The organism is Streptomyces thermovulgaris, assembly GCF_002155915.1.
Lineage (GTDB): Bacteria > Actinomycetota > Actinomycetes > Streptomycetales > Streptomycetaceae > Streptomyces > Streptomyces thermovulgaris.
In genome coordinates this window covers 59,874-78,822 of the sequence record NZ_MUME01000034.1, presented here as the reverse complement: position 1 = coordinate 78,822, position 18,949 = coordinate 59,874, and the positions used below count along the sequence as shown (strand labels likewise).

At 71.1% G+C, this 18,949-nt stretch carries 21 protein-coding genes and 1 CRISPR repeat array; of the genes, 1 reads left to right on the top strand and 20 read right to left on the bottom strand.

The features are described from left to right. Positions 1-35 precede the first annotated feature (35 nt). Positions 36-369: direct repeats of the CRISPR family, unit length 36 nt; unit sequence GTTCCTCTGGAGTTAAAGCCCGAAGGGCATAGAAAC. 815 nt (positions 370-1,184) lie between these two features. The 5 genes from CCN35_RS04260 to rpsB form a co-directional block, all read right to left on the bottom strand. Then, complete coding sequence (locus CCN35_RS04260; RefSeq protein ID WP_086791552.1) at positions 1,185-2,321, bottom strand: phosphatidate cytidylyltransferase; 1,137 nt, start codon at positions 2,319-2,321, stop codon at positions 1,185-1,187. After that, positions 2,321-2,878 carry a ribosome recycling factor gene (gene frr / locus CCN35_RS04255; RefSeq protein WP_067395824.1) on the bottom strand — a complete coding sequence of 186 codons (558 nt, stop codon included), beginning with the start codon at positions 2,876-2,878 and terminating at the stop codon, positions 2,321-2,323. Before frr ends, CCN35_RS04260 begins: the two co-directional genes overlap by 1 nt. Positions 2,879-3,069: 191 nt before the next feature. Continuing rightward, positions 3,070-3,828 (bottom strand): UMP kinase, encoded by a 759-nt coding sequence (gene pyrH / locus CCN35_RS04250; RefSeq protein WP_067395592.1) that lies wholly within the window; start codon positions 3,826-3,828, stop codon positions 3,070-3,072. 205 nt (positions 3,829-4,033) lie between these two features. Beyond that, positions 4,034-4,870 (bottom strand): translation elongation factor Ts, encoded by an 837-nt coding sequence (tsf, locus tag CCN35_RS04245; protein WP_067395595.1) that lies wholly within the window; start codon positions 4,868-4,870, stop codon positions 4,034-4,036. 169 nt (positions 4,871-5,039) lie between these two features. Further along, positions 5,040-5,876: a 30S ribosomal protein S2 gene (rpsB, locus tag CCN35_RS04240; protein ID WP_067395598.1), complete on the bottom strand. Its 837-nt coding sequence runs from the start codon at positions 5,874-5,876 to the stop codon at positions 5,040-5,042. A 269-nt stretch (positions 5,877-6,145) separates the two neighbouring features. Here rpsB and CCN35_RS04235 point away from each other — a divergent pair, with 269 nt between their 5' ends. Then, positions 6,146-6,829, top strand: coding sequence for a murein hydrolase activator EnvC family protein (locus tag CCN35_RS04235; RefSeq protein ID WP_245863000.1), 684 nt, complete (start codon positions 6,146-6,148; stop codon positions 6,827-6,829). 110 nt (positions 6,830-6,939) lie between these two features. Here CCN35_RS04235 and CCN35_RS04230 read toward each other — a convergent pair whose 3' ends face one another. The 15 genes from CCN35_RS04230 to CCN35_RS04160 all read right to left on the bottom strand — a co-directional run bounded on the left by CCN35_RS04230 (position 6,940) and on the right by CCN35_RS04160 (position 18,948). Further along, complete coding sequence (locus CCN35_RS04230; RefSeq protein WP_086791551.1) at positions 6,940-7,497, bottom strand: TetR/AcrR family transcriptional regulator; 558 nt, start codon at positions 7,495-7,497, stop codon at positions 6,940-6,942. 76 nt (positions 7,498-7,573) lie between these two features. Further along, positions 7,574-8,416: an RNA polymerase sigma factor WhiG gene (whiG, locus tag CCN35_RS04225; RefSeq protein WP_067395604.1), complete on the bottom strand. Its 843-nt coding sequence runs from the start codon at positions 8,414-8,416 to the stop codon at positions 7,574-7,576. Positions 8,417-8,679: 263 nt separating this feature from the next. Next, a complete protein-coding gene (gene dprA / locus CCN35_RS04220; RefSeq protein WP_067395607.1) occupies positions 8,680-9,840 on the bottom strand; it encodes a DNA-processing protein DprA in 1,161 nt (386 codons plus the stop codon). Next, complete coding sequence (locus CCN35_RS04215; RefSeq protein WP_067395611.1) at positions 9,837-11,447, bottom strand: YifB family Mg chelatase-like AAA ATPase; 1,611 nt, start codon at positions 11,445-11,447, stop codon at positions 9,837-9,839. The genes dprA and CCN35_RS04215 overlap by 4 nt, the downstream gene beginning before the upstream one ends. Then, a complete protein-coding gene (locus CCN35_RS04210) occupies positions 11,447-11,848 on the bottom strand; it encodes a YraN family protein (RefSeq protein ID WP_079129760.1) in 402 nt (133 codons plus the stop codon). Before CCN35_RS04210 ends, CCN35_RS04215 begins: the two co-directional genes overlap by 1 nt. Positions 11,849-11,969: 121 nt before the next feature. Next, complete coding sequence (locus CCN35_RS04205) at positions 11,970-12,278, bottom strand: DUF2469 domain-containing protein (RefSeq protein WP_067395620.1); 309 nt, start codon at positions 12,276-12,278, stop codon at positions 11,970-11,972. Positions 12,279-12,334: 56 nt separating this feature from the next. Continuing rightward, positions 12,335-12,847 (bottom strand): NUDIX hydrolase, encoded by a 513-nt coding sequence (locus CCN35_RS04200; RefSeq protein ID WP_086791550.1) that lies wholly within the window; start codon positions 12,845-12,847, stop codon positions 12,335-12,337. Further along, a complete protein-coding gene (gene lepB / locus CCN35_RS04195) occupies positions 12,837-13,646 on the bottom strand; it encodes a signal peptidase I (RefSeq protein ID WP_086791549.1) in 810 nt (269 codons plus the stop codon). Before lepB (CCN35_RS04195) ends, CCN35_RS04200 begins: the two co-directional genes overlap by 11 nt. A 169-nt stretch (positions 13,647-13,815) precedes the next feature. Further along, positions 13,816-14,823: a signal peptidase I gene (gene lepB, locus CCN35_RS04190; RefSeq protein ID WP_079129761.1), complete on the bottom strand. Its 1,008-nt coding sequence runs from the start codon at positions 14,821-14,823 to the stop codon at positions 13,816-13,818. Further along, entirely contained in the window at positions 14,711-15,805 is a 1,095-nt protein-coding gene (lepB, locus tag CCN35_RS04185) for a signal peptidase I (protein ID WP_067395636.1), read from the bottom strand. Before lepB (CCN35_RS04185) ends, lepB (CCN35_RS04190) begins: the two co-directional genes overlap by 113 nt. Continuing rightward, a complete protein-coding gene (gene lepB / locus CCN35_RS04180) occupies positions 15,798-16,532 on the bottom strand; it encodes a signal peptidase I (protein ID WP_086791547.1) in 735 nt (244 codons plus the stop codon). Before lepB (CCN35_RS04180) ends, lepB (CCN35_RS04185) begins: the two co-directional genes overlap by 8 nt. A gap of 45 nt (positions 16,533-16,577) precedes the next feature. Further along, complete coding sequence (rplS, locus tag CCN35_RS04175) at positions 16,578-16,928, bottom strand: 50S ribosomal protein L19 (protein WP_067395643.1); 351 nt, start codon at positions 16,926-16,928, stop codon at positions 16,578-16,580. A 134-nt stretch (positions 16,929-17,062) separates the two neighbouring features. Beyond that, a complete protein-coding gene (trmD, locus tag CCN35_RS04170) occupies positions 17,063-17,896 on the bottom strand; it encodes a tRNA (guanosine(37)-N1)-methyltransferase TrmD (RefSeq protein WP_067395646.1) in 834 nt (277 codons plus the stop codon). Then, complete coding sequence (gene rimM, locus CCN35_RS04165; RefSeq protein ID WP_086791545.1) at positions 17,893-18,438, bottom strand: ribosome maturation factor RimM; 546 nt, start codon at positions 18,436-18,438, stop codon at positions 17,893-17,895. Before rimM ends, trmD begins: the two co-directional genes overlap by 4 nt. A gap of 270 nt (positions 18,439-18,708) precedes the next feature. Further along, complete coding sequence (locus CCN35_RS04160; protein ID WP_067395652.1) at positions 18,709-18,948, bottom strand: RNA-binding protein; 240 nt, start codon at positions 18,946-18,948, stop codon at positions 18,709-18,711. Position 18,949 lies beyond the last annotated feature (1 nt).

Here is an 18,949-nt window from a genome sequence, read left to right as displayed (position 1 = left end):
TCGACGCAGGCCACAGCCCCCTCCAGACGGGAAGGGTTCCTCTGGAGTTAAAGCCCGAAGGGCATAGAAACAACGCTCCTTGAGCAGCTTCAGCGCCTCTTCGAGAGACTCGTTCCTCTGGAGTTAAAGCCCGAAGGGCATAGAAACCTCCTGGATACAGGGCGCCCCCTGTACCCGTAGGACCTTTGGTTCCTCTGGAGTTAAAGCCCGAAGGGCATAGAAACTCGCCGTCCTTGTAGTACGGCTTGGCATCGAACTGTTCCTCTGGAGTTAAAGCCCGAAGGGCATAGAAACGTTGTCCACAACCCCACTGGCCCCGTCGTCAGCTGTGATGTTCCTCTGGAGTTAAAGCCCGAAGGGCATAGAAACGCCGAGATGGCGATTTCGACGGACAGGAAAACCGTCGTGGTGGTGACACCGACGTGGGTTCAACCCCCGCCGTCTCCGCTCCGCGAATTGTGAGAACGGCCCCTGACCGAACAACCAGGTCACGGGCCGTTTTTGTGCCGGGCTACTGTGGCTGCCTGGCATTCTCCGTGGTTTTCCGCTCGATCGGGCACACGTGAGGCACGGCTACCTTCTGATCCCCAGCTTTATGTGGATCGGTTGTAGCCGGTTACCCCGCATTCTCATTCCGCACCGTCCTGCGCCAACGGGCAGTTGGCTGCGGCGAGAGGTCGGATTCGAGACTTTGGGCGGGAGCTGCTCTGACGCGAGTGATCATGGCACATCACGTCGACTCACGGATCTGGCAGGCTTACAAGCCTGCCCATAGTGCCCGATCTGGGCCATGGTCTTCGAAGCTCGCACCAAAGTGGCTCCAGCCCAGACCCCCAGCCCAGAACCGTGAAGTCGACCGGTCTCAGCCAGAGGGGTTTCTCGTGCTCGGACCGCTGCCCATGGCACGCCCGCCGGGCACGGCTGGCCGGGGTGAAGACAGAAGGCAGGTCGCACTGTAGAGGCGGCGCATGCCCGCCGCTCGATGGGCAGGTCGCTGTACCGACATCGATGAGGGCGTCACACCAGCGGCACGGAAGATCGCCGTGGTGTCTGCCGTCGTCCGCCAACCGAGCCTGCCCATGCGGTGCTCTTGCCGGCGGGCCTCGAGAACGACCGACGCCCAGGAAGGCCGACGGGCCCCCGCCCACCAGGCGGAGGCCCGTGCGGAAGATGTGCCGGGTGGGTCAGCCGGAGCCGACGAAGACCTCCAGCAGGAGCCAGACCACCGGAGCCGTCGGCAGCAGGGAGTCCAGGCGGTCCATGATGCCGCCGTGGCCGGGGAGCAGGGTGCCCATGTCCTTGATGCCCAGATCGCGCTTGATCATGGACTCGCCGAGGTCGCCCAGGGTCGCGCTGGTGGCGACCGCGAGGCCGAGGAGGAGGCCCTGCCACCAGGTGCCGCCCTCGATCAGGAACTGCATGCACAGCGCGCCCGCCGCCATCGCGAAGGCGACCGCGCCGAGCAGGCCCTCGCGGGTCTTGCCGGGGCTGATGCGCGGGGCGAGCTTGTGCCGGCCGAAGCGCCAGCCGATGGCGTACGCGCCCGTGTCGCTGACCACCGTCAGGACGAGGAAGGTCATCACACGCTGGGGCCCGTCGTCCGCGGCCAGCATCATCGCCACGAACGTGGCCAGGAACGGCACGTAGAACGCCGCGAACACCCCGGCCGTGACGTCCTTGAGGTAGTCCTGCGGCGGCTGGGTCATCCGCCAGACCAGGACGGCGAGCGCGGTCAGCGCCACCGCCACCCAGGCCCCCTCGGCCCCTCGTGCGTACCCGGCGACCACCATGGCCACTCCGCCGACCGCCAGCGGCACGAGCGGCGCCTTGATGCCCTTGCGCTCCTCGAGTCGCTTGGTGAGCTCCCACAGCCCGACCACGACCGCGATCGCGATGACCCCGACGAACACGGTCTTGACGATGAACAGCGACGCGACGATCACCGCGCCGAGCCCGACCCCGACGCCTATGGCGGCGCCCAGGTCGCGCCCCGCGCTCTTCTTCTGCGGTGCGGGGGCCGGCTGCGGGGCGTCGGGCATGGGTTCCGGATTCTGCGGTGCGTGGGAGGGCTGCTGCGGCGGCTGGGACATGCCGTCGCGAAACAGGGGACCACCCGGCCGGGCGGCCCCCCGGTCGTCATCCTGGTGTCCGCCGTCGGCGGGCCCGTCGGGCACGATGGGCATGGGACGGGTCCCCTGGGCGTCATGCGCATCGTACGTGGGACCCGCCGGGGCCGCCCCCGGAACGGGTCCCTGAGCAGGTGGCCGATCCGCGGGCCCCCAGTACCCGGCCTGCCGCGGCCCCCAGGAGGAGTTGTTCATCAGATCTCGAGCAGTTCCGCTTCCTTGTGCTTCAGGAGCTCGTCCACCTGGGCCACGTACTTCGCGGTGGTGTCGTCGAGCTCCTTCTCCGCGCGACGGCCCTCGTCCTCGCCGATCTCGCCGTCCTTGACCAGCTTGTCGATGGCGTCCTTGGCCTTGCGCCGCACCGAGCGGATGGACACCTTGGCGTCCTCGCCCTTGCTCTTGGCGACCTTGATGTACTCCCGCCGGCGCTCCTCGGTGAGCTCGGGGAACACCACGCGGATGACGTTGCCGTCGTTGGTCGGGTTGACGCCCAGGTCGGAGTCGCGGATCGCCTGCTCGATGTTGCGCAGCGCGCTCTTGTCGAACGGAGTCACGACGGCCATGCGCGGCTCCGGCACGGAGAACGAGGCCAGCTGGTTGATCGGGGTCAGTGCGCCGTAGTAGTCGGCCACGATCTTGTTGAACATCGCCGGGTGCGCACGGCCGGTGCGAATCGCGGCGAAGTCCTCCTTGGCGACCACGACGGCCTTCTCCATTTTCTCCTCGGCTTCGAGGAGGGTCTCTTCGATCACCACTTGCTCCTGCGTGTCTTGAAGTAAGGCCCGGCTGCGGTTCCTTGTCGGGGGCCGGCGGCCGGCTGCGTCGCGTCTTTGTGTCTGCACGGTTCCCGACCGGTGGGACATTGTCCATCCCCGGCTCGGGTTCCTCCCGCCCGTTTCCGGACAGGTGTCCTTTCCCGCGTACCCCGCTCGGGGGACGCCGGTCAGTCCCGGCTGCCTTGGCCACCCACAAGCGTGCCGATCTTCTCACCCCTGACGGCGCGAGCGATATTGCCCTCCTTCAGGAGTTCGAAGACGACGATCGGAAGCTTGTTGTCGCGGCACAGTGTGATCGCTGTGGCGTCGGCGACCTTCAGGTCGCGTGTGATGACCTCGCCGTAGCCGAGCGAGTCGAACTTCACTGCGTCCGGGTTGGTCTTCGGGTCGGAGTCGTAAACCCCGTCCACCCCGTTCTTGCCCATCAGCAGTGCCTCGGCGTCGATCTCCAGGGCCCGCTGGGCGGCAGTGGTGTCGGTGGAGAAGTACGGCATGCCCATACCGGCGCCGAAGATGACCACACGGCCCTTCTCCAGGTGGCGCACCGCGCGCAGCGGGATGTACGGCTCGGCGACCTGGCCCATGGTGATGGCCGTCTGGACCCGGCTGTCGATGCCCTCCTTCTCCAGGAAGTCCTGCAGGGCGAGGCAGTTCATCACCGTGCCGAGCATGCCCATGTAGTCCGAGCGGGCGCGGTCCATGCCGCGCTGCTGGAGCTCGGCACCGCGGAAGAAGTTGCCGCCGCCGATCACGACCGCGATCTGCGCGCCGTCCCGTACGACGGCCGCGATCTCACGGGCGATGGCGTGCACCACGTCCGGGTCGACGCCCAGGCCCCCGCCGCCGGAGAAGGCCTCTCCGGACAGCTTCAGCAGAAACCGGCCGGGTACTTTGCCGTCGTCGCTCTTCTGGGCCTTGGTGGTCATGAGATCCCGCCTCTGTTACGTGGTGCACATGCGAAGAAGGCCACTGCCGGCGGGGCGTTTCGCATCCCGTGCAGCGGCAATGGCCTCCTCGTCAGATCTGCTGTCGTCCGTCACCCGCGTGCCTGGCAGCGTACGCGGGCGACGTGGACGACTGCTGTCGACCCTATCCGGGCCGGGCGTCCGTTGCGGTACGGACCCGAGAGTCTCAGATGCCGACCTTGATGCGCGTGAAGCGCTTCAGGGTGACACCGGCCTCGTCCAGAACCTTCTGGACCTGCTTCTTCTGGTCGAGCGCGTACATCTGGTCGAGCAGCACGACCTCCTTGAAGAAGCCGTTCAGGCGCCCCTCGACGATCTTGGGGATCGCGGCCTCGGGCTTGCCCTCGGCGCGGGTGGTCTCCTCGGCGATCCGGCGCTCGGACTCGACCACCTCGGCCGGCACGTCGTCCTTGGAGAGGTACTTCGGCGCGAAGGCGGCGATGTGCTGGGCGATGCCCTTGGCGACCTCGGGGTTCGGCTTGTCGAGCTCGACGAGGACACCGATCTGCGGGGGCAGGTCGGGCATCGTGCGGTGCATGTACGCGGTGACGAAGCCGTCGGAGAACTGCGCGAAGCGGTCCAGGACGATCCTCTCGCCGAGGTTGGCGTTGGCCTCGTCCACGTACGCCTGAACGGTCTTGCCCGGCTCGATCTCGGAGTTCAGCAGGGTCTCGAGGTCGGCCGGGGAGGTCTTGGCGACGTGCTCGGCGATGTTCTTGGCGACGGTCTGGAACTTCTCGCCCTTGGCGACGAAGTCCGTCTCGCACTTCAGCTCGAGCAGCACGCCGGAGGAGTTGTCGTCGGCGATGACCGAGACCACGGCGCCGTTCTCGGCGGAGCGGCCCTCGCGCTTGGCGACGCCCTTCTGGCCCTTGATGCGCAGCGCCTCGATGGCCTTCTCGATGTTGCCGTCGGCCTCGTCCAGCGCCTTCTTGCAGTCCATCATGCCGGCGCCGGTGAGCTCACGAAGCTTCTTGACGTCGGCGGCGGTGTAGTTCGCCATGAGTCTGTGAGTCTTTCTCGAAGTCTGGAAGATCGAAGATCAGGGGGTCTGCGGATCCCTGGTCGCCCCGTGGAGCGTGGGTCGCCGACACACCGCTGACCCACGGGTGGACGGCGGGAGCGGTTTCATGTCTCCCCCGCTCCCGCCGTCAACGCTGAGGCTGACGGGGTCAGGCCTTCTCGCCCTCGGCGGCCGGGGCGGCCTCGGCCGGCTTCTCGGCCTCGGCGGTCTTCTTCTCGCCCTCGAGCAGGTCGCGCTCCCACTCGGCGAGCGGCTCGCCCGCGGCCTTCTCGCCCTTGCCCTCGCCGGCACCGCCGGAACGGGCGATGAGACCCTCGGCGACGGCGTCGGCGATCACACGGGTGAGCAGGGTGACGGAGCGGATCGCGTCGTCGTTGCCCGGGATCTTGTAGTCGACCTCGTCGGGGTCGCAGTTGGTGTCGAGGATGGCGACGACCGGGATGTTGAGCTTGCGGGCCTCGCCGACCGCGATGTGCTCCTTCTTGGTGTCCACGATCCAGACGGCGCTCGGCACCTTCTGCATGTCGCGGATACCGCCGAGGGTCTTCTCCAGCTTGGCCTTCTCACGGGAGAGGACCAGGAGCTCCTTCTTGGTCAGACCGGAGGACGCGACGTCCTCGAAGTCGATCTGCTCGAGCTCCTTCAGGCGCTGCAGACGCTTGTAGACGGTCGAGAAGTTGGTGAGCATGCCGCCCAGCCAGCGCTGGTTGACGTAGGGCATGCCGACGCGGGTGGCCTGCTCGGCGATGGCCTCCTGCGCCTGCTTCTTCGTACCGACGAACAGGATCGTGCCGCCGTGGGCGACGGTCTCCTTGACGAACTCGTAGGCACGGTCGATGTACGACAGCGACTGGAGCAGGTCGATGATGTAGATGCCGTTGCGCTCGGTGAAGATGAAGCGCTTCATCTTCGGGTTCCAACGGCGGGTCTGGTGACCGAAGTGGACGCCGCTCTCCAGCAGCTCCCGCATCGTGACGACGGCCATGGCCGCTTTCTCCTTGTTTCTCGGTTGTACCGCGGATGCCGGACGGCCTCCGCGCCTGACGCCCGCGGTGCGCCGTGCCACGAGGGACCGAGAGGCGCTGACACCGACCGTCGCCGACCGGTGTCGGGGCGTGCGAAGTCGACTCGGGGGCCCGAGTCGCCATCAGAAGTGTACGGGACCCGGAGGGCCCCGGGTGACGCCGCTGTCCACAACCGGCGAGTTGTCCACAGGTCCCGGCCGGATCCGGCCATCCGCGGGACGGTGGGCGCATGGTGCGGATGCGTGCGACGCGGGGTGTGGTGCGGGGTGCGGCCGTCCGGCTCGGGCTGCTGGCGGGGGTTCTGGCGCTGCTGTCGGCCCCGGTGGTGCGGGCGGACGGTGCCCGGGGCGGCGGGCCGGCTTCGTCGGCCGGTGCCGCGGGCTCGGGGCCGGCCGGCGCGGGCTCGGCGGGGTTGGGAGCGGCCGGGGAACCGGGAAAGGGGCAGGCGCCGGTGCCGGCCGTGGGCCGGACGTGGCCGGTGGGGGTGCGTCCGCCGGTGCTGCGGGGCTGGGAGCCGCCGGCGACGGTCTACGGCCCCGGGCACCGGGGCGTGGACCTCGGCGCGCCGCCGGGCACCCCTGTACGGGCGGTGGCGGCGGGGCGGGTGTTCTTCGCGGGCCCGGTGGCCGGAAGGGGGGTGGTGTCGATCGAGCTGACGGGCACGGGGGACCCGCCCCTGCGGACCACGTACGAGCCGGTGAGCGCGTCGGTGCGGAAGGGCGACCGGGTGGCCGCGGGCGAGATCGTCGGCACGGTGCAGGCGACGGGGTCGCACTGCGGCGGGGGCGCCTGCCTCCACTGGGGCCTGCTGCGCGGCACGGCCTATCTCAACCCTCTGCTGCTGCTCCCGCCGTGGCTGCTGAACGGTCCGACGCGGCTGCTGCCGGTGCCGGGGGTGCCGCTGCCGCCGTAGCTTCCGCGGGCGAAGGACCTTTGTGCCCTCGTGCCTCCGTGTCCGCTCGTGCCGCCGCTCGGGCTCCTCGTGCTCTCCGGTCCCCCCTGCTCTTCGGGGGCCGGGCGGTCTCAGCCGCGCACTCCGTGCAGGGCCATCGCCACCGCGGCCTCCGCGATCTGCCCGGGGTCCTCCGCGGCCCCCAGCTCGCTCCTGCGCACCGCCGCGTCCACGATCCCCTGCACCAGCATCGCCGCGAGGCGCGGCTGCCGGTGTCCCAGCTCCTCCAGGGCTTCGACGATCATGGCGACGAGTCCTCCGTGGGCGGCCCGGATCTTCTCCCGCGCACCGGCGTCCAGCTCGCTCGCGGAGATCGCCACGACGGCCCGGTGCCGCCGGTCCCCCACCAGCTCCAGCTGCTTGCGGATGTACGCCTCGATCTTGACCTCCGGTCCGTCGACGGCCTCCATGGCCGCCGAGACCTCCGCGGCCCACACCGGGAAGTCGACCTCGCACAGCTCCTCGACCACGGCGGCCCGCGACCGGAAGTACTCGTACACCGACGACCGTGCGAGCCCCGTCCGCTCGGCCAGGGCGGGGAAGGTCAGGGCCTCCGTCCCGCCCTCGGACAGCAGGGTCCGTGCCGCGTCCAGCAGGGCGGCTCGCTGCATCGCCCGGTGTTCGGCCACCGTGGCCGCTCGAATCCTTGGCACGTCCTCCACTGTACGGACGCACCCCCTGCCGGGGGTGCTTCTCCGCCCCGGGTCAGCGTCCGAAGCTCGCCAGCTTGGCGCGCAGCTGCAGCACCGACTTGGTGTGGATCTGGCTGACCCGGCTCTCGGTCACCCCGAGCACATTGCCGATCTCGGCCAGCGTGAGACCTTCGTAGTAGTACAGCGTGACGACGGTCTTCTCCCGCTCGGGCAGCGTGTTGATCGCCCGGGCCAGGAAGCGGCGCAGTTCCCGGTCCTCGGCCACCTCCACCGGGTTGTCGGCGGCGGTGTCCTCCAGCGTGTCCATGAGGCTCAGCCGGTCCCCGCCCTCGCCGCCGACGTGCAGCAGGTCCTCCAGCGCCACCACGTTGGCCAGCGACAGCTGGCTGAAGACGGCGTGCAGCTCCTCCACCGGGATGCCCATCTCGGCGGCCACCTCGCTCTCGGTCGGGGTGCGCCGCAGCCGGGCCTCCAGGGTCGCGTAGGCCCGCTCGACGTTGCGCGCCTTCTGCCGCACCGACCGGGGGATCCAGTCCAGTGCCCGCAGCTCGTCGATCATCGCGCCCCGGATCCGGGTGATCGCATAGGTCTCGAACTTGATCTCCCGGTCGATGTCGAACTTCTCGATCGCGTCGATGAGCCCGAAGATCCCGGAGGAGACGAAGTCGGCCTGGTCCACGTTGGACGGCAGGCCGACGCTCACCCGTCCGGCGACGTACTTGACGAGTGGCGAGTAGTGCAGGATCAGCTGCTCCCGCAGCCGGTCGTCCCCCGTCGCCTTGTACGACCGCCACAGCTCGTCGAGCGTCGAGGGAGCGGGCGGCCGCCCGCTGCCACCGTCACGGGCGGCTGGGGGGATCGCCGCCCGGTCGGGTCCGGAGGTGTGCTGGGGCATTCGTCGCCTTGTGCCGTTCTGCCGTGGAGTACGGACGTCTGGGTGAACTGTCGGTCGGAGTCGTCCTTCTGGTCGGAACCACGTGAGCGTAGCGTGACTGGAGCGTCGCGGTGAGCGAACGGCGGGGTGTGGAGCGTGCGCAGATTCGTTCCGCTGTGCGCTCCGCCAGGTCACACACGTCACCCTCGGTGACAGGAAAAACGCCCAACTGCGGGAATCCTGAGAGCAGTCCGTGACTCCCCCGGACGGCCGACCACGCTCGGTCAGCATCCGTTGCGGCCCGTCCGGGCCGAGACCACCGCCTGGCGTGTCAACTTCCATCCCTCGCCGAACCGTTCGACGTAACCGAGGGACTGGAGTTCGTACAGCCTCGCGACCACGTCGTCCGGGGTCGTCCGGGCGCCGCGGGCGATCTCGGCCGGTGTCGCCGTGCCGCGGGCGGGCAGGGCGGCCAGGACCTGCCGGGTGTCGGGTTCCAGCAGGTCGCGCGGGAGGACGGGGCCGCGCCGCTCGGGGGCGAGTTCGCCCATGGCGCCGACCAGCTCGACGATCTCCGCGGCGTCGGTGACCAGCGTGGCCCCGCCGCGCAGCAGGGCGTGGACGCCGGCGGAGAGCGCGCTGGTGGCCGGGCCGGGCACCCCCATGGTGTGACGGCCCAGCCGCTGCGCCGCCCGCGCGGTGACCAGCGACCCGCTGCGGCAGGCGGCCTCGACGACCACGGTGCCCCGGGTGAGCGCCGCGATGACCCGGTTGCGGAGGACGAACCTGCTCGGCGTGGGGTGGTCACCGGGCGGCAGCTCCCCGACGACCAGGCCCTGCCGCGCGATCCTGGCGATCAGCTCGGCGTGTCCGCGCGGGTAGGGCCGGTCGACCCCGCAGGCCAGGACGGAGACGGTGGCGCCGCCCGCACCGAGCGCGCCGCGGTGGGCGGCGCCGTCGACTCCGTAGGCGCCGCCGGAGACCACCACCCAGCCGCGTTCGGCGAGGCCGGCGGCGAGGACGGCGGCCATGTGGGCGCCGTACGGGGTGCAGGCGCGGGCGCCGACCACGGCGACCGAGCGCAGGGCCCACATCCGCAGGCTGGGCCGGCCGCGCACCCACAGTCCCGTGGGGCGGGCGTCGCCGAGGTCGTCGAGCTGGGCGGGCCACTCGAGGTCGCCGGGGCGCACGAACCGCGTCCCGGACTCGCGGGCGAGGGCGAGGTCCCGTTCGGGCTCGGCCCGGGCCGCCCGCGCGCACAGTCCCGCCCACCGCTTGTCCGACACCCCGGCGAGCCGCGGTCCCCCGTCCCGCAGCCGCCGGGCCACCTCCTCGGCGCCGAGCTCCCGCAGCCACCGTCCGCCGGTCTCGTCCCCGGGCTCGAGGACCCGGCTGAGGAAGACCCGGGCGAGCAGATCGCGGTCGGGTCCGGCCGGGGTGCTCATGCCGGGGACCCGATGGCCACGGGCACCCCGTGCGGCACCCCGGTGCGCAGTTGCAGGGCCAGGGCGACGTCCGTGGCGTCGGGCCGGTCGTGGCCGGCGAGGTCGGCGACCGTCCAGGCGACCCGCAGGACGCGGTCGAGGCCGCGGGCGGTGAGAACACCGCGTTCCAGGCTGCGCTCGGCCTGCTCCATCGCGCCGGGGGCCGCGTGCCAGCGGCTGCGCAGCTCGCGGCCGGGGACCTCGCTGTTGTTCCGCCACGGTGTTCCCGCCAGGCGCGCCGCCGCGCGTTCCCGGGCGGCCCGCACCCGCTCGGCGACCGCCGCCGTGGTCTCGCCGCGGGCGCCGCGCCGGGCGAGCTCGGAGCGGGTGACGGGGTCGACCTCGACGCGCAGGTCGACCCGGTCGAGCAGTGGTCCGGACAGCCGGGCCTGGTAGCGGCGGATCGCCGAGGGCGGGCACTCGCACAGGGTGTCCCGTCGCGAGAAACGGCCGCAGGGGCACGGATTGGCGGCGAGGACCATCAGGAACCTGGCCGGGAACCGCACGACGCCCGCGCTGCGGGCGATCACCACATGGCCCGCCTCCAGGGGCTGGCGCAGGGCGTCGAGGGCATGGCTGCCGAACTCGGCGACCTCGTCCAGGAAGAGCACGCCTCTGTGGGCGAGGGAGACGGCGCCGGGCCGCGCCATGCCGGGGCCGCCGCCGACGAGGGCCTGCATGGTGGCCGAGTGGTGCGGGGCGCAGTAGGGGGCGCGGTCGATGAGCGGCTCGCCCGGCGGCAGCAGTCCGGCCACCGAGTGGATCGCCGTGACCTCCAGGGACTCCTCCCGGGTGAGCGGGGGCAGCAGGGCGGGCAGCCGCTCGGCGAGCATGGTCTTGCCGGCGCCGGGCGGTCCTTCGAGGAACAGGTGGTGTCCGCCGGCCGCGGCGATCTCCACCGCCGTACGGGCGGAGAGCTGGCCGACGACGTCGGCGAGGTCGTGTTCCAGGTCGTGTCCGTGCACGCCGGCGGCCGCGCCCGTGCCGGGCACGCGCAGACCGGCGAGGAGGAGGTCCGGGCGGCCGTGGTCGTCCGGGGGCTCCTCGGGGACCGGTTCGTCGGTCAGCACGGCGATCAGCTGCCGCAGACTGCGGATGCCGAGCACGGAGACGCCCGGTACCAGCGCGGCCTCGGCGGCGGCGCACTCGGGCACGACCACCTGTTCGTATCCGGCGTCGGCGGCGGCCAGCACCGCCGGCAGGATGCCCCGCACGGGCCGCACCCGGCCGTCCAGGCCGAGTTCGCCGATCATGACGAGGCCGGCGAGCACCCGGGGGTCGATCCGCTCGGCGGCGCCGAGCACCGCGCAGGCCACGGCCAGGTCGAAGCCGCTGCCGGCCTTGGGCACCGAGGCCGGGCTGAGTCCCACCGTGAGCTTCTTCTGCGGCCAGGCACCGCCGGAGTTGACCACCGCCGCCCGCACCCGGTCCCGGCTCTCGCTCAGGCTCTTGTCCGGAAGGCCCACCAGGGTGAAGGTGGCGACGCCCGGTTCGAGGTCGGCCTGGACCTCGACGACCACGCCCTCGACGCCGACGAGGGCCACGGAGCACGTACGCGCGAATCCCATCAGGCCGCCCCTCGTACGTGGTCGACGACGGGTGCGCCGCGCCGGGGCAGCAGCACGCCGATCACGTCGATGCGGACGCCTCCGGGGGGTGCTCCTCCGTGGGACTGGATCCAGCGTTCGGCCAGGCCGCGCAGCCGTTCGGCCTTTCGCGGCGTGACCGCGGCCATCGGGTGCCCGAAGCTCCCCTCCCTGCGGGTCTTCACCTCGCAGACGACCAGGACGTCGCCGTCCCGGGCCACGATGTCGATCTCGCCGGTCCTGCCGCAGCGCCAGTTGCGCTCCAGGACCGTCATGCCCGCCTGGGACAGCCGGCGGGCGGCCAGGCCCTCTCCGTATCTGCCGAGGGCGCTGCGTGCCCGATGGGTGTTCATGTCGGCACCACCTCCGGTGCCCACGGTCACGCATCCGCCCCGACCGAGTGGATCTTGGTGGGTTACTCGCGGGTTGTGGACTTTTCAGTCACTCACGTGGGTGGTGCAGTCACCCCTGTGGGCGGTGCAGCGCAACGGGGATCGGCCGCTCTCATCCGCTGGGCAGCTCCAGATCGGTCTTGTTCAGCTCCTCGATGTTCACGTCCTTGAACGTGAGGACGCGGACCTGCTTCACGAACCGGGCCGGCCGGTACATGTCCCACACCCAGGCGTCGGCCATCGACACCTCGAAAAATACTTCGCCCTGGACCGAGTGGACCTGCATCTCGTAGTCGTTGGTGAGATAGAAGCGCCGCTCGGTCTCGATCACGTATTTGAACAGACCGACGACATCGCGGTACTCCCGGTAGAGCTTGAGCTCCATCTCGGTCTCGTACTTCTCGAGGTCCTCGGCGCTCATGGCATGTTCCCCTTCAGCCGTGCGGTCCCCCCATTGTGCGCCAGTCCCGCGAACCGCTAGGCGATCTCCGTGTCCAGCTCCACGGGCCTGGCCGGGGGGCCTTCGTCGAGCAGTGTGCGCAGCAGCTCGGCGAGTCTGGTCGGATACACCGTCTCATGTGTCCGGATCAGTTCCTGACACGTCCACCAGCGCGCTCCGGCGACGCTGCGCCGCTCCAGCTCGGTCAGGGCCCTGGCCGCGGTCGCCGTCTGCTCCGTCCGGGCCAGGTAGTACCACTCGTCCTGCTCCCAGCGTCGGCCCGCGAACGGGAACGAGCACCTGCGGCGCCACAGCACCGGGCCGAGTTCGACCTCGGTGATGCCGGTCTCCTCCGCGAGCTCCCTCAGGGCCGCCTCCTCGCGCGTCTCGGTGCCCTCCAGACCGCCTCCGGGGGTGAACCACCAGTCGTCGGCCGGATCGTCCGGCTCGTGGCCGTGCAGCAGCAGGATGCGGTCCTCGGGGTCGAGCAGGACCACCCGTGCCACCTTGCGCAGTCCGCCCTCGAGCGTTCGCTCCGTCTCAGCGGACACCGGCGGACTCCGTTCCTGTACCCGCGGTCCTCGCGGTACCCGCCGTCCTCGCGCGGGCGCGCAAGGAGCCCAGCAGCCCGGCGACCGGGCCGTAGGCGGCGCCGGCGAGGACGAGGACGGCGCCGGAGACGATCATCAGGGCCATGGTGCGCAGCGGGCCCGGCCGGGACAGGGGGCCGAGCGCCTCGAAGCCGGCGGGGCGCTCCAGCATGCCGTTCATCGGCCACACCACGGCGTCGACCCGGGCGCTCACGGCGTCGCGCGAGACGGTGCCCTCGGCCGCGTCCGTCAGGTGGGCGGTGGAGTCCAGGGAGCCCCGGCGCTCGTCGCCGAGCAGGAACAGCCGCCCCTGCGGCACCCGGACCTCCGGGAAGCCGGCCCCGGCGGTGCCGCCCTTCAGGTACGGCTCGTCGATCTGCCGGCCGTTGACGGTCAGCCTGCCCTGCTTGCAGCAGGAGACCGTGTCCCCGCCGACGGCGACCACCCGTTTGATCACGGGTGCGTCCTGCGCCCACGTCCTGTCCCGGAAGACGACGACGTCACCGCGGCGCACCTCGTCGCCGTCCACCCGCTGGGCCAGCACCCGGGCGCCCCTGTCGATGGTCGGCGCCATCGAGCTGGTGGGCACCATGTACGGCCGGTAGACCACCGCGGCCCAGGCGAATCCGCCGAGGAACAGCAGCAGGCCCAGTGCCACGACCAGGCCGGACAGCCGCCGGCCGATCCTGCCCCCCGCCGGGCCCGCGCCCGTGCCGTCGTCCCTGCGCGGAGCCGTGCCCGTCGTACTCTCGCCACCCATGGCCCCGCACCCTACCCGGCGGTACCGGGACGGGGGCAGTCCTCGTCGTCGACGTCCTCGGCGCCTCCGGCGACGTCCCGGGTGCTCCCCGGCCGCCGCCGGGAGCCGCGCCGGGGATCCGCGGCGCCGGTCCGCCGAAGAAGGGCTCCCCGGGTGCTCCCCGGCCGGCTCAGCGACCGCCCGTGGCCGTCGTCGTGCGCACGATGCCGGTGCGGGTCCTCACGCCCCGTCCGCGCCGCCACAGCGCCACCGGCACGACCGCGGTCAGGACCACGCCGTGAGGGGCCACCGCCACGGAGCCGGCCGCCGAGGACTGCGCCTGGAGACCCGGCTGGTCGAAGGTGTCCGGGACGGGCAGGGTGCCCCAGCGGTTGATCGGCCAGGCCTTGACGATGGCGCGTCCGACCACCTTGTCGACCGGGACCATGCCGTGGTTCCTGTCGCCCTGGTTGTAGCGCGAGTCCCGCGAGTTCTGCCGGTGGTCGCCCATGACCCAGATGAAGCCCTCGGGCACCTTCACCTTGAACTGGCCGCCCTGCTCGTCCATGGAGCACGGCGTGTTGCCCGGGTAGACGTACGGCTCGTTCAGCGCGTGGCCGTTGACCAGCAGCGGGCCGGTGCCCTTGCACTCGACGGTGTCGCCGCCCACGCCGATGACCCGCTTGATGAGGTCCTTCTCCTCCGCGGAGGGCATCAGGCCGATGAAGGTGAGCGCCTTCTGCAGCGCGTTGGGGTTGGGCGTCGGCTCGCCGGCCAGCCAGTTGTCCGGGTCGTGGAAGACGACGACCTCGCCGCGCTCGGGCTGGGAGCCGAACCAGGGGGTCAGCTTGTCGACCAGGACCCGGTCGCCCCGCTGCAGCGTGTTCTGCATCGAGTCCGAGGGAATCGAGAACGCCTGCACCAGGAAGGTCTTGATCAGCAGCGCCAGCACCAGTGCGATACCGACCAGGATGGGCAGCTCCTTCCAGAAGGAGCGCTGCTTCGCTCCCTGCCGGCTGTCGCCGTTCCCCTGGCCGGTGCCGCCCCTGTGCTCCGTCACTGTGCCGTCCTCGGCTGCCGTGCTCTCACTCCCGAAGGGTGTGGCGCCGCCCGCGACGGGACCCGCTGCTGTCACGGGGCGCCCGCGATGCTCCTCGCCGCCGTGTCCCGACCGTGCGCCGAACGCCGCATCCCCCACGCCAACTCCTTACTCCGTGCCGCCGCCCGCACCACGCCCGGCGCAGGCCCACTACTCCCATAACGAGCGGGAGTTCCGCAGGGGTCGGGAGCTGAACGGGTCCATTCCAACTGCTGGGAACAACCCTATGCGACTTCTGGGCGGCGGCGGTCGACCCGGCCGTCGCGTCGGACACCGCCGAAAAGGTTTTCGGTTCCCGCAGCATGGACCAGCGGCTGACGGGCCAGCCGATCACCACGGCACGCCCCACCACGGAGTCCTCCGAGACCGTGCCGCCGTACTCGGAGTCCTGGTGGGCACGCGAGTCGGCGGAGTTGTCCCGGTGGTCGCCCATCACCCACAGCCGGCCCGGGGGAACGGTGACGTCGAACGGGACGCTGGAGGGGGCGTTGCCCGGATAGAGGTACTCCTCCTCGCTCAGGGGAACGCCGTTGACGGTCACCCTGCCCTGCGCGTCGCAGCACCTGACGCGGTCCCCGCCGACGCCGACGACCCGTTTGATGAGGTCCTGCTCGTCGTCGGAGGGCAGCAGGCCGATGAAGACGAGGCCCTGCTTGATCTGCTTGACGACGACGGGGTCGTCCTCCTTGACGACGGTCTGCTCGCCGGCCAGCCAGCCGCCCGGGTCGTGGAAGACCACGATGTCCCCGCGCTTCGGCTTGGAGCCGAACCAGGGGGTCAGCTTGTCGACCAGGACCCGGTCGCCGATCTGGATGGTCTGCTCCATGGAGCCCGAGGGGATCACGAAGGCCTGCACGAGGAAGGTCTTCAGCACCAGGGCTATGAGCACGGCGACGCCGACGAGCAGCGGTATCTCCCGGATCGCGGAGCGCCTGCGCTTGCGCCTGACCTTGCGCTGCAGCTTGCGCCGCTCGACACGGGTGCGGCCGCTGGCCGGGCTGACGGCACGCCGCATCCCGGTGGGCAGGGGGTTGTTGACGGCGCTGGCGGGGACCCCGCGTGGTCTGCCTCGACTACCCATGGGCGCCGTCCGGGGAACCGGCCGCGGCGGGCACGCGCGCGTAGGCGTCGGGGCGGTCCAGGCGGGCCCAGCGGTCGAGGGGCCAGACGATCCGGTCCGCCCGGCCGACCACGTCGCCGACCGGGATCATGCCGCCGCCCGGCGAGCCCAGGTGGTCGCGGGAGTCGCGGGAGGCGGCGCGGTGGTCGCCGAGGACGAACAGGGTGCCGTCGGGCACGACGACGTCGAACGGCACCGCGGAGGGGCGGTCACCGGGGTAGAGGAACGACGATTCGTCGACCGGCCGGCCGTTCACCTGGATCCTCCCGTCCTTGTCGCAGCAGACCACATGGTCTCCCCCTACACCCACAACGCGTTTGATGTAGTCGGCGTCCCCGAAGTAGCCGGTTCCGTCGAACACGACGACATCACCGCGCTGCGGCGCGGCACCGAAACGGTATGCCAACTTGTTCACGGCGACACGGTCCCCGGCCCTCAATCCCCGCTCCATGGAGCCGCTCGAGACCTGGAACGGCTGCACCACGAACGTGTGGAGGAGCAGCAGGAAGACCAGACAGATCAGCACGGTCAGGGTGATCCGCCCGCCGGGGAACCACTCGGCGACCCGTGCCGTCAACGCCGAACGCGACCGGTCCTCCGGCCCTCGCGCGCCCGGAGCCCGTTCGGCTCCGGCGTCAAAAGGGCAGGAGGAGCGGTCGCGCTCCGTCGGCTGTGCTTCGGTGTCCATCGGGGCCGAATGGTATCCGGCCCCGACCGGTGTCCCGGAAAGCGCTCAGTTCTCGCGCTTCTCCCTGATCTTCGCGGCCTTGCCGCGCAGGTCGCGCAGGTAGTACAGCTTGGCGCGGCGCACGTCGCCCTTGGAGACCAGCTCGATCTTCTCGACGATCGGGGTGTGCACCGGGAAGGTGCGCTCGACGCCGACGGAGAAGGAGACCTTGCGGACGGTGAAGGTCTCGCGCACGCCGGAGCCCTGGCGGCGGATCACCACGCCCTTGAACTGCTGCACACGGGAGCGGTTGCCCTCGATGACGCGGACGTGGACGTTGACGGTGTCACCCGGGCGGAAGTCCGGGATGTCCGTGCGGAGCGATGCGGCATCGACGGTGTCGAGCAGGTGAGACATGTCGTCTGCTTTCTTCGCTGATGCCACAGGTCATCAACGGGAACTAGAGGTTCGGGATCACTGCTGTGCGGGTCGGAGCGGGCGTCGTATCCCCCTGTGGCAGGGACGCACGCCGGACGGCGCACAACATCGCGCTATTCTTCCACGCCCTTGGTCCTGCGCCAAAATCTGCCGTACGGCTCGCCGTCGGGGTCCGGCTCCCAGCCCAGGAGGGACAGCGTCTCCCGGTCCTTCTTGTCGAAGGCCCGGGGGTCGCAGCGCTCGATCAGGTCGGGCCGGTTGGCCGTCGTCCGTCTGAGGGCCTCGTCGCGGCGCCAGCGGGCGATCCTCCCGTGGTGGCCGCTGAGCAGCACCTCGGGGACGCCGCGGCCGCGCCAGACGGGCGGCTTGGTGTAGACGGGCCCCTCCAGGAGGTTGGCCATGGTGCCGGGCGCGAAGGAGTCGTCGCGGTGGGACTCGGCGTTGCCGAGGACGCCGGGCAGCAGCCGGGCCACGGCCTCGGTGATGACCAGGACGGCCGCCTCCCCGCCGGCGAGGACGTAGTCGCCGATGGACACCTCGTGGACGGGCATCCGGGTGGCGTACTCGTCCACGACCCGGCGGTCGATGCCCTCGTAGCGGGCGGGCGCGAAGATCAGCCAGGGGTGTGCGGAGAACTCGACGGCGAGTTCCTGGGTGAAGGGGCGGCCGCTGGGCGTCGGGACGACGAGCACGGGCGCGTGGGCGCCGGCCTCGTAGCCGTCGGCGAGGACGGTGTCGAGGGCCTCTCCCCAGGGCTCGGTCTTCATCACCATGCCGGGGCCGCCGCCGTAGGGGGTGTCGTCGACCGTGTGGTGCCGGTCGTACGTCCAGGCGCGCAGGTCGTGCACGTGCACGTTCAGCTGTCCGCGTGCGCGTGCCTTGCCCACGAGGGAGACGTTCAGCGGCTCGAGGTACTCGGGGAAGATCGTGACGACGTCGATCCTCATGCGCGGTCGTCCTTGGGCGAGACCACCTCGGCACGGTCGTCGAGCAGGCCGGGCGGCGGGGCGACGACGGCCCGCTGCTCCGTCAGGTCGATCCCGGTGACGATCTCCTCGACGAAGGGGATCATCACCTCCCTGCCGTCCGGGCGCTCGACGATGAGCAGGTCCTGGTGGGGCAGGTGGGAGATCTCGGTGATCCGGCCGACCTCCGTGCCGTCCTCGGTGACGACGTCGAGGTCGATCAGCTGGTGGTCGTAGTACTCGTCCTCGCCCTCGGGAAGCTCCTCCGGGTCGACCTCGGCGATCAGGAGGGTGTTGCGGAGGGCCTCGGCGGCGTTGCGGTCGTTCACGCCCTTGAAGCGCAGAAGCAGGCGCCCGCTGTGCACGCGGCCCGACTCCACGGTCAGCGGTCCGGCGTCCGCCGGATCGGTGGCCAGGACGGCGCCGGGGGCGAGCCTGAGCTCCGGCTCGTCGGTACGCACCTCCACGGTGACCTCGCCCTTGATGCCGTGGGCGCGGCCGATCCGTGCGACTACCAGCTGCACTTGCGAGAATCTCCTGTCATGACACGACGGGCCGGGGACGGCCCAGCAGCCCTCCCCGGCCCCTGGGCCGGTCCCGGCGGATCCTGTCGCGCACGCGGGGCCCGGCACGCCCGGTCCCCGCGTGGTCACCGGTCGCCGACGCCGTACGCGCCGGCTCCCTCCTCCGCTGTGCGTCCGGACGCGCCGGGCCCCGCTCATGCGTGCCGAAAGGAAACCGGCGCCTTCCCGCGACCGGTCCGCCGGACCGGTCCGAGCCGTCTGCGACGGGCGTCAGCGGACGTGGTCCACGTCGAGGAAGTCGACGCGGATGCCCCGCCCGCCGAGGGCGCCCATGACGGTGCGCAGGGCGCGTGCGGTACGGCCGCTGCGGCCGATCACCTTGCCGAGGTCGTCGGGGTGGACCCGGACCTCGAGCACGCGTCCGCGGCGCAGGTTGCGCGAGGCGACCTGCACATCGTCAGGGTTGTCGACGATGCCCTTCACGAGGTGCTCAAGCGCCTCTTCGAGCATG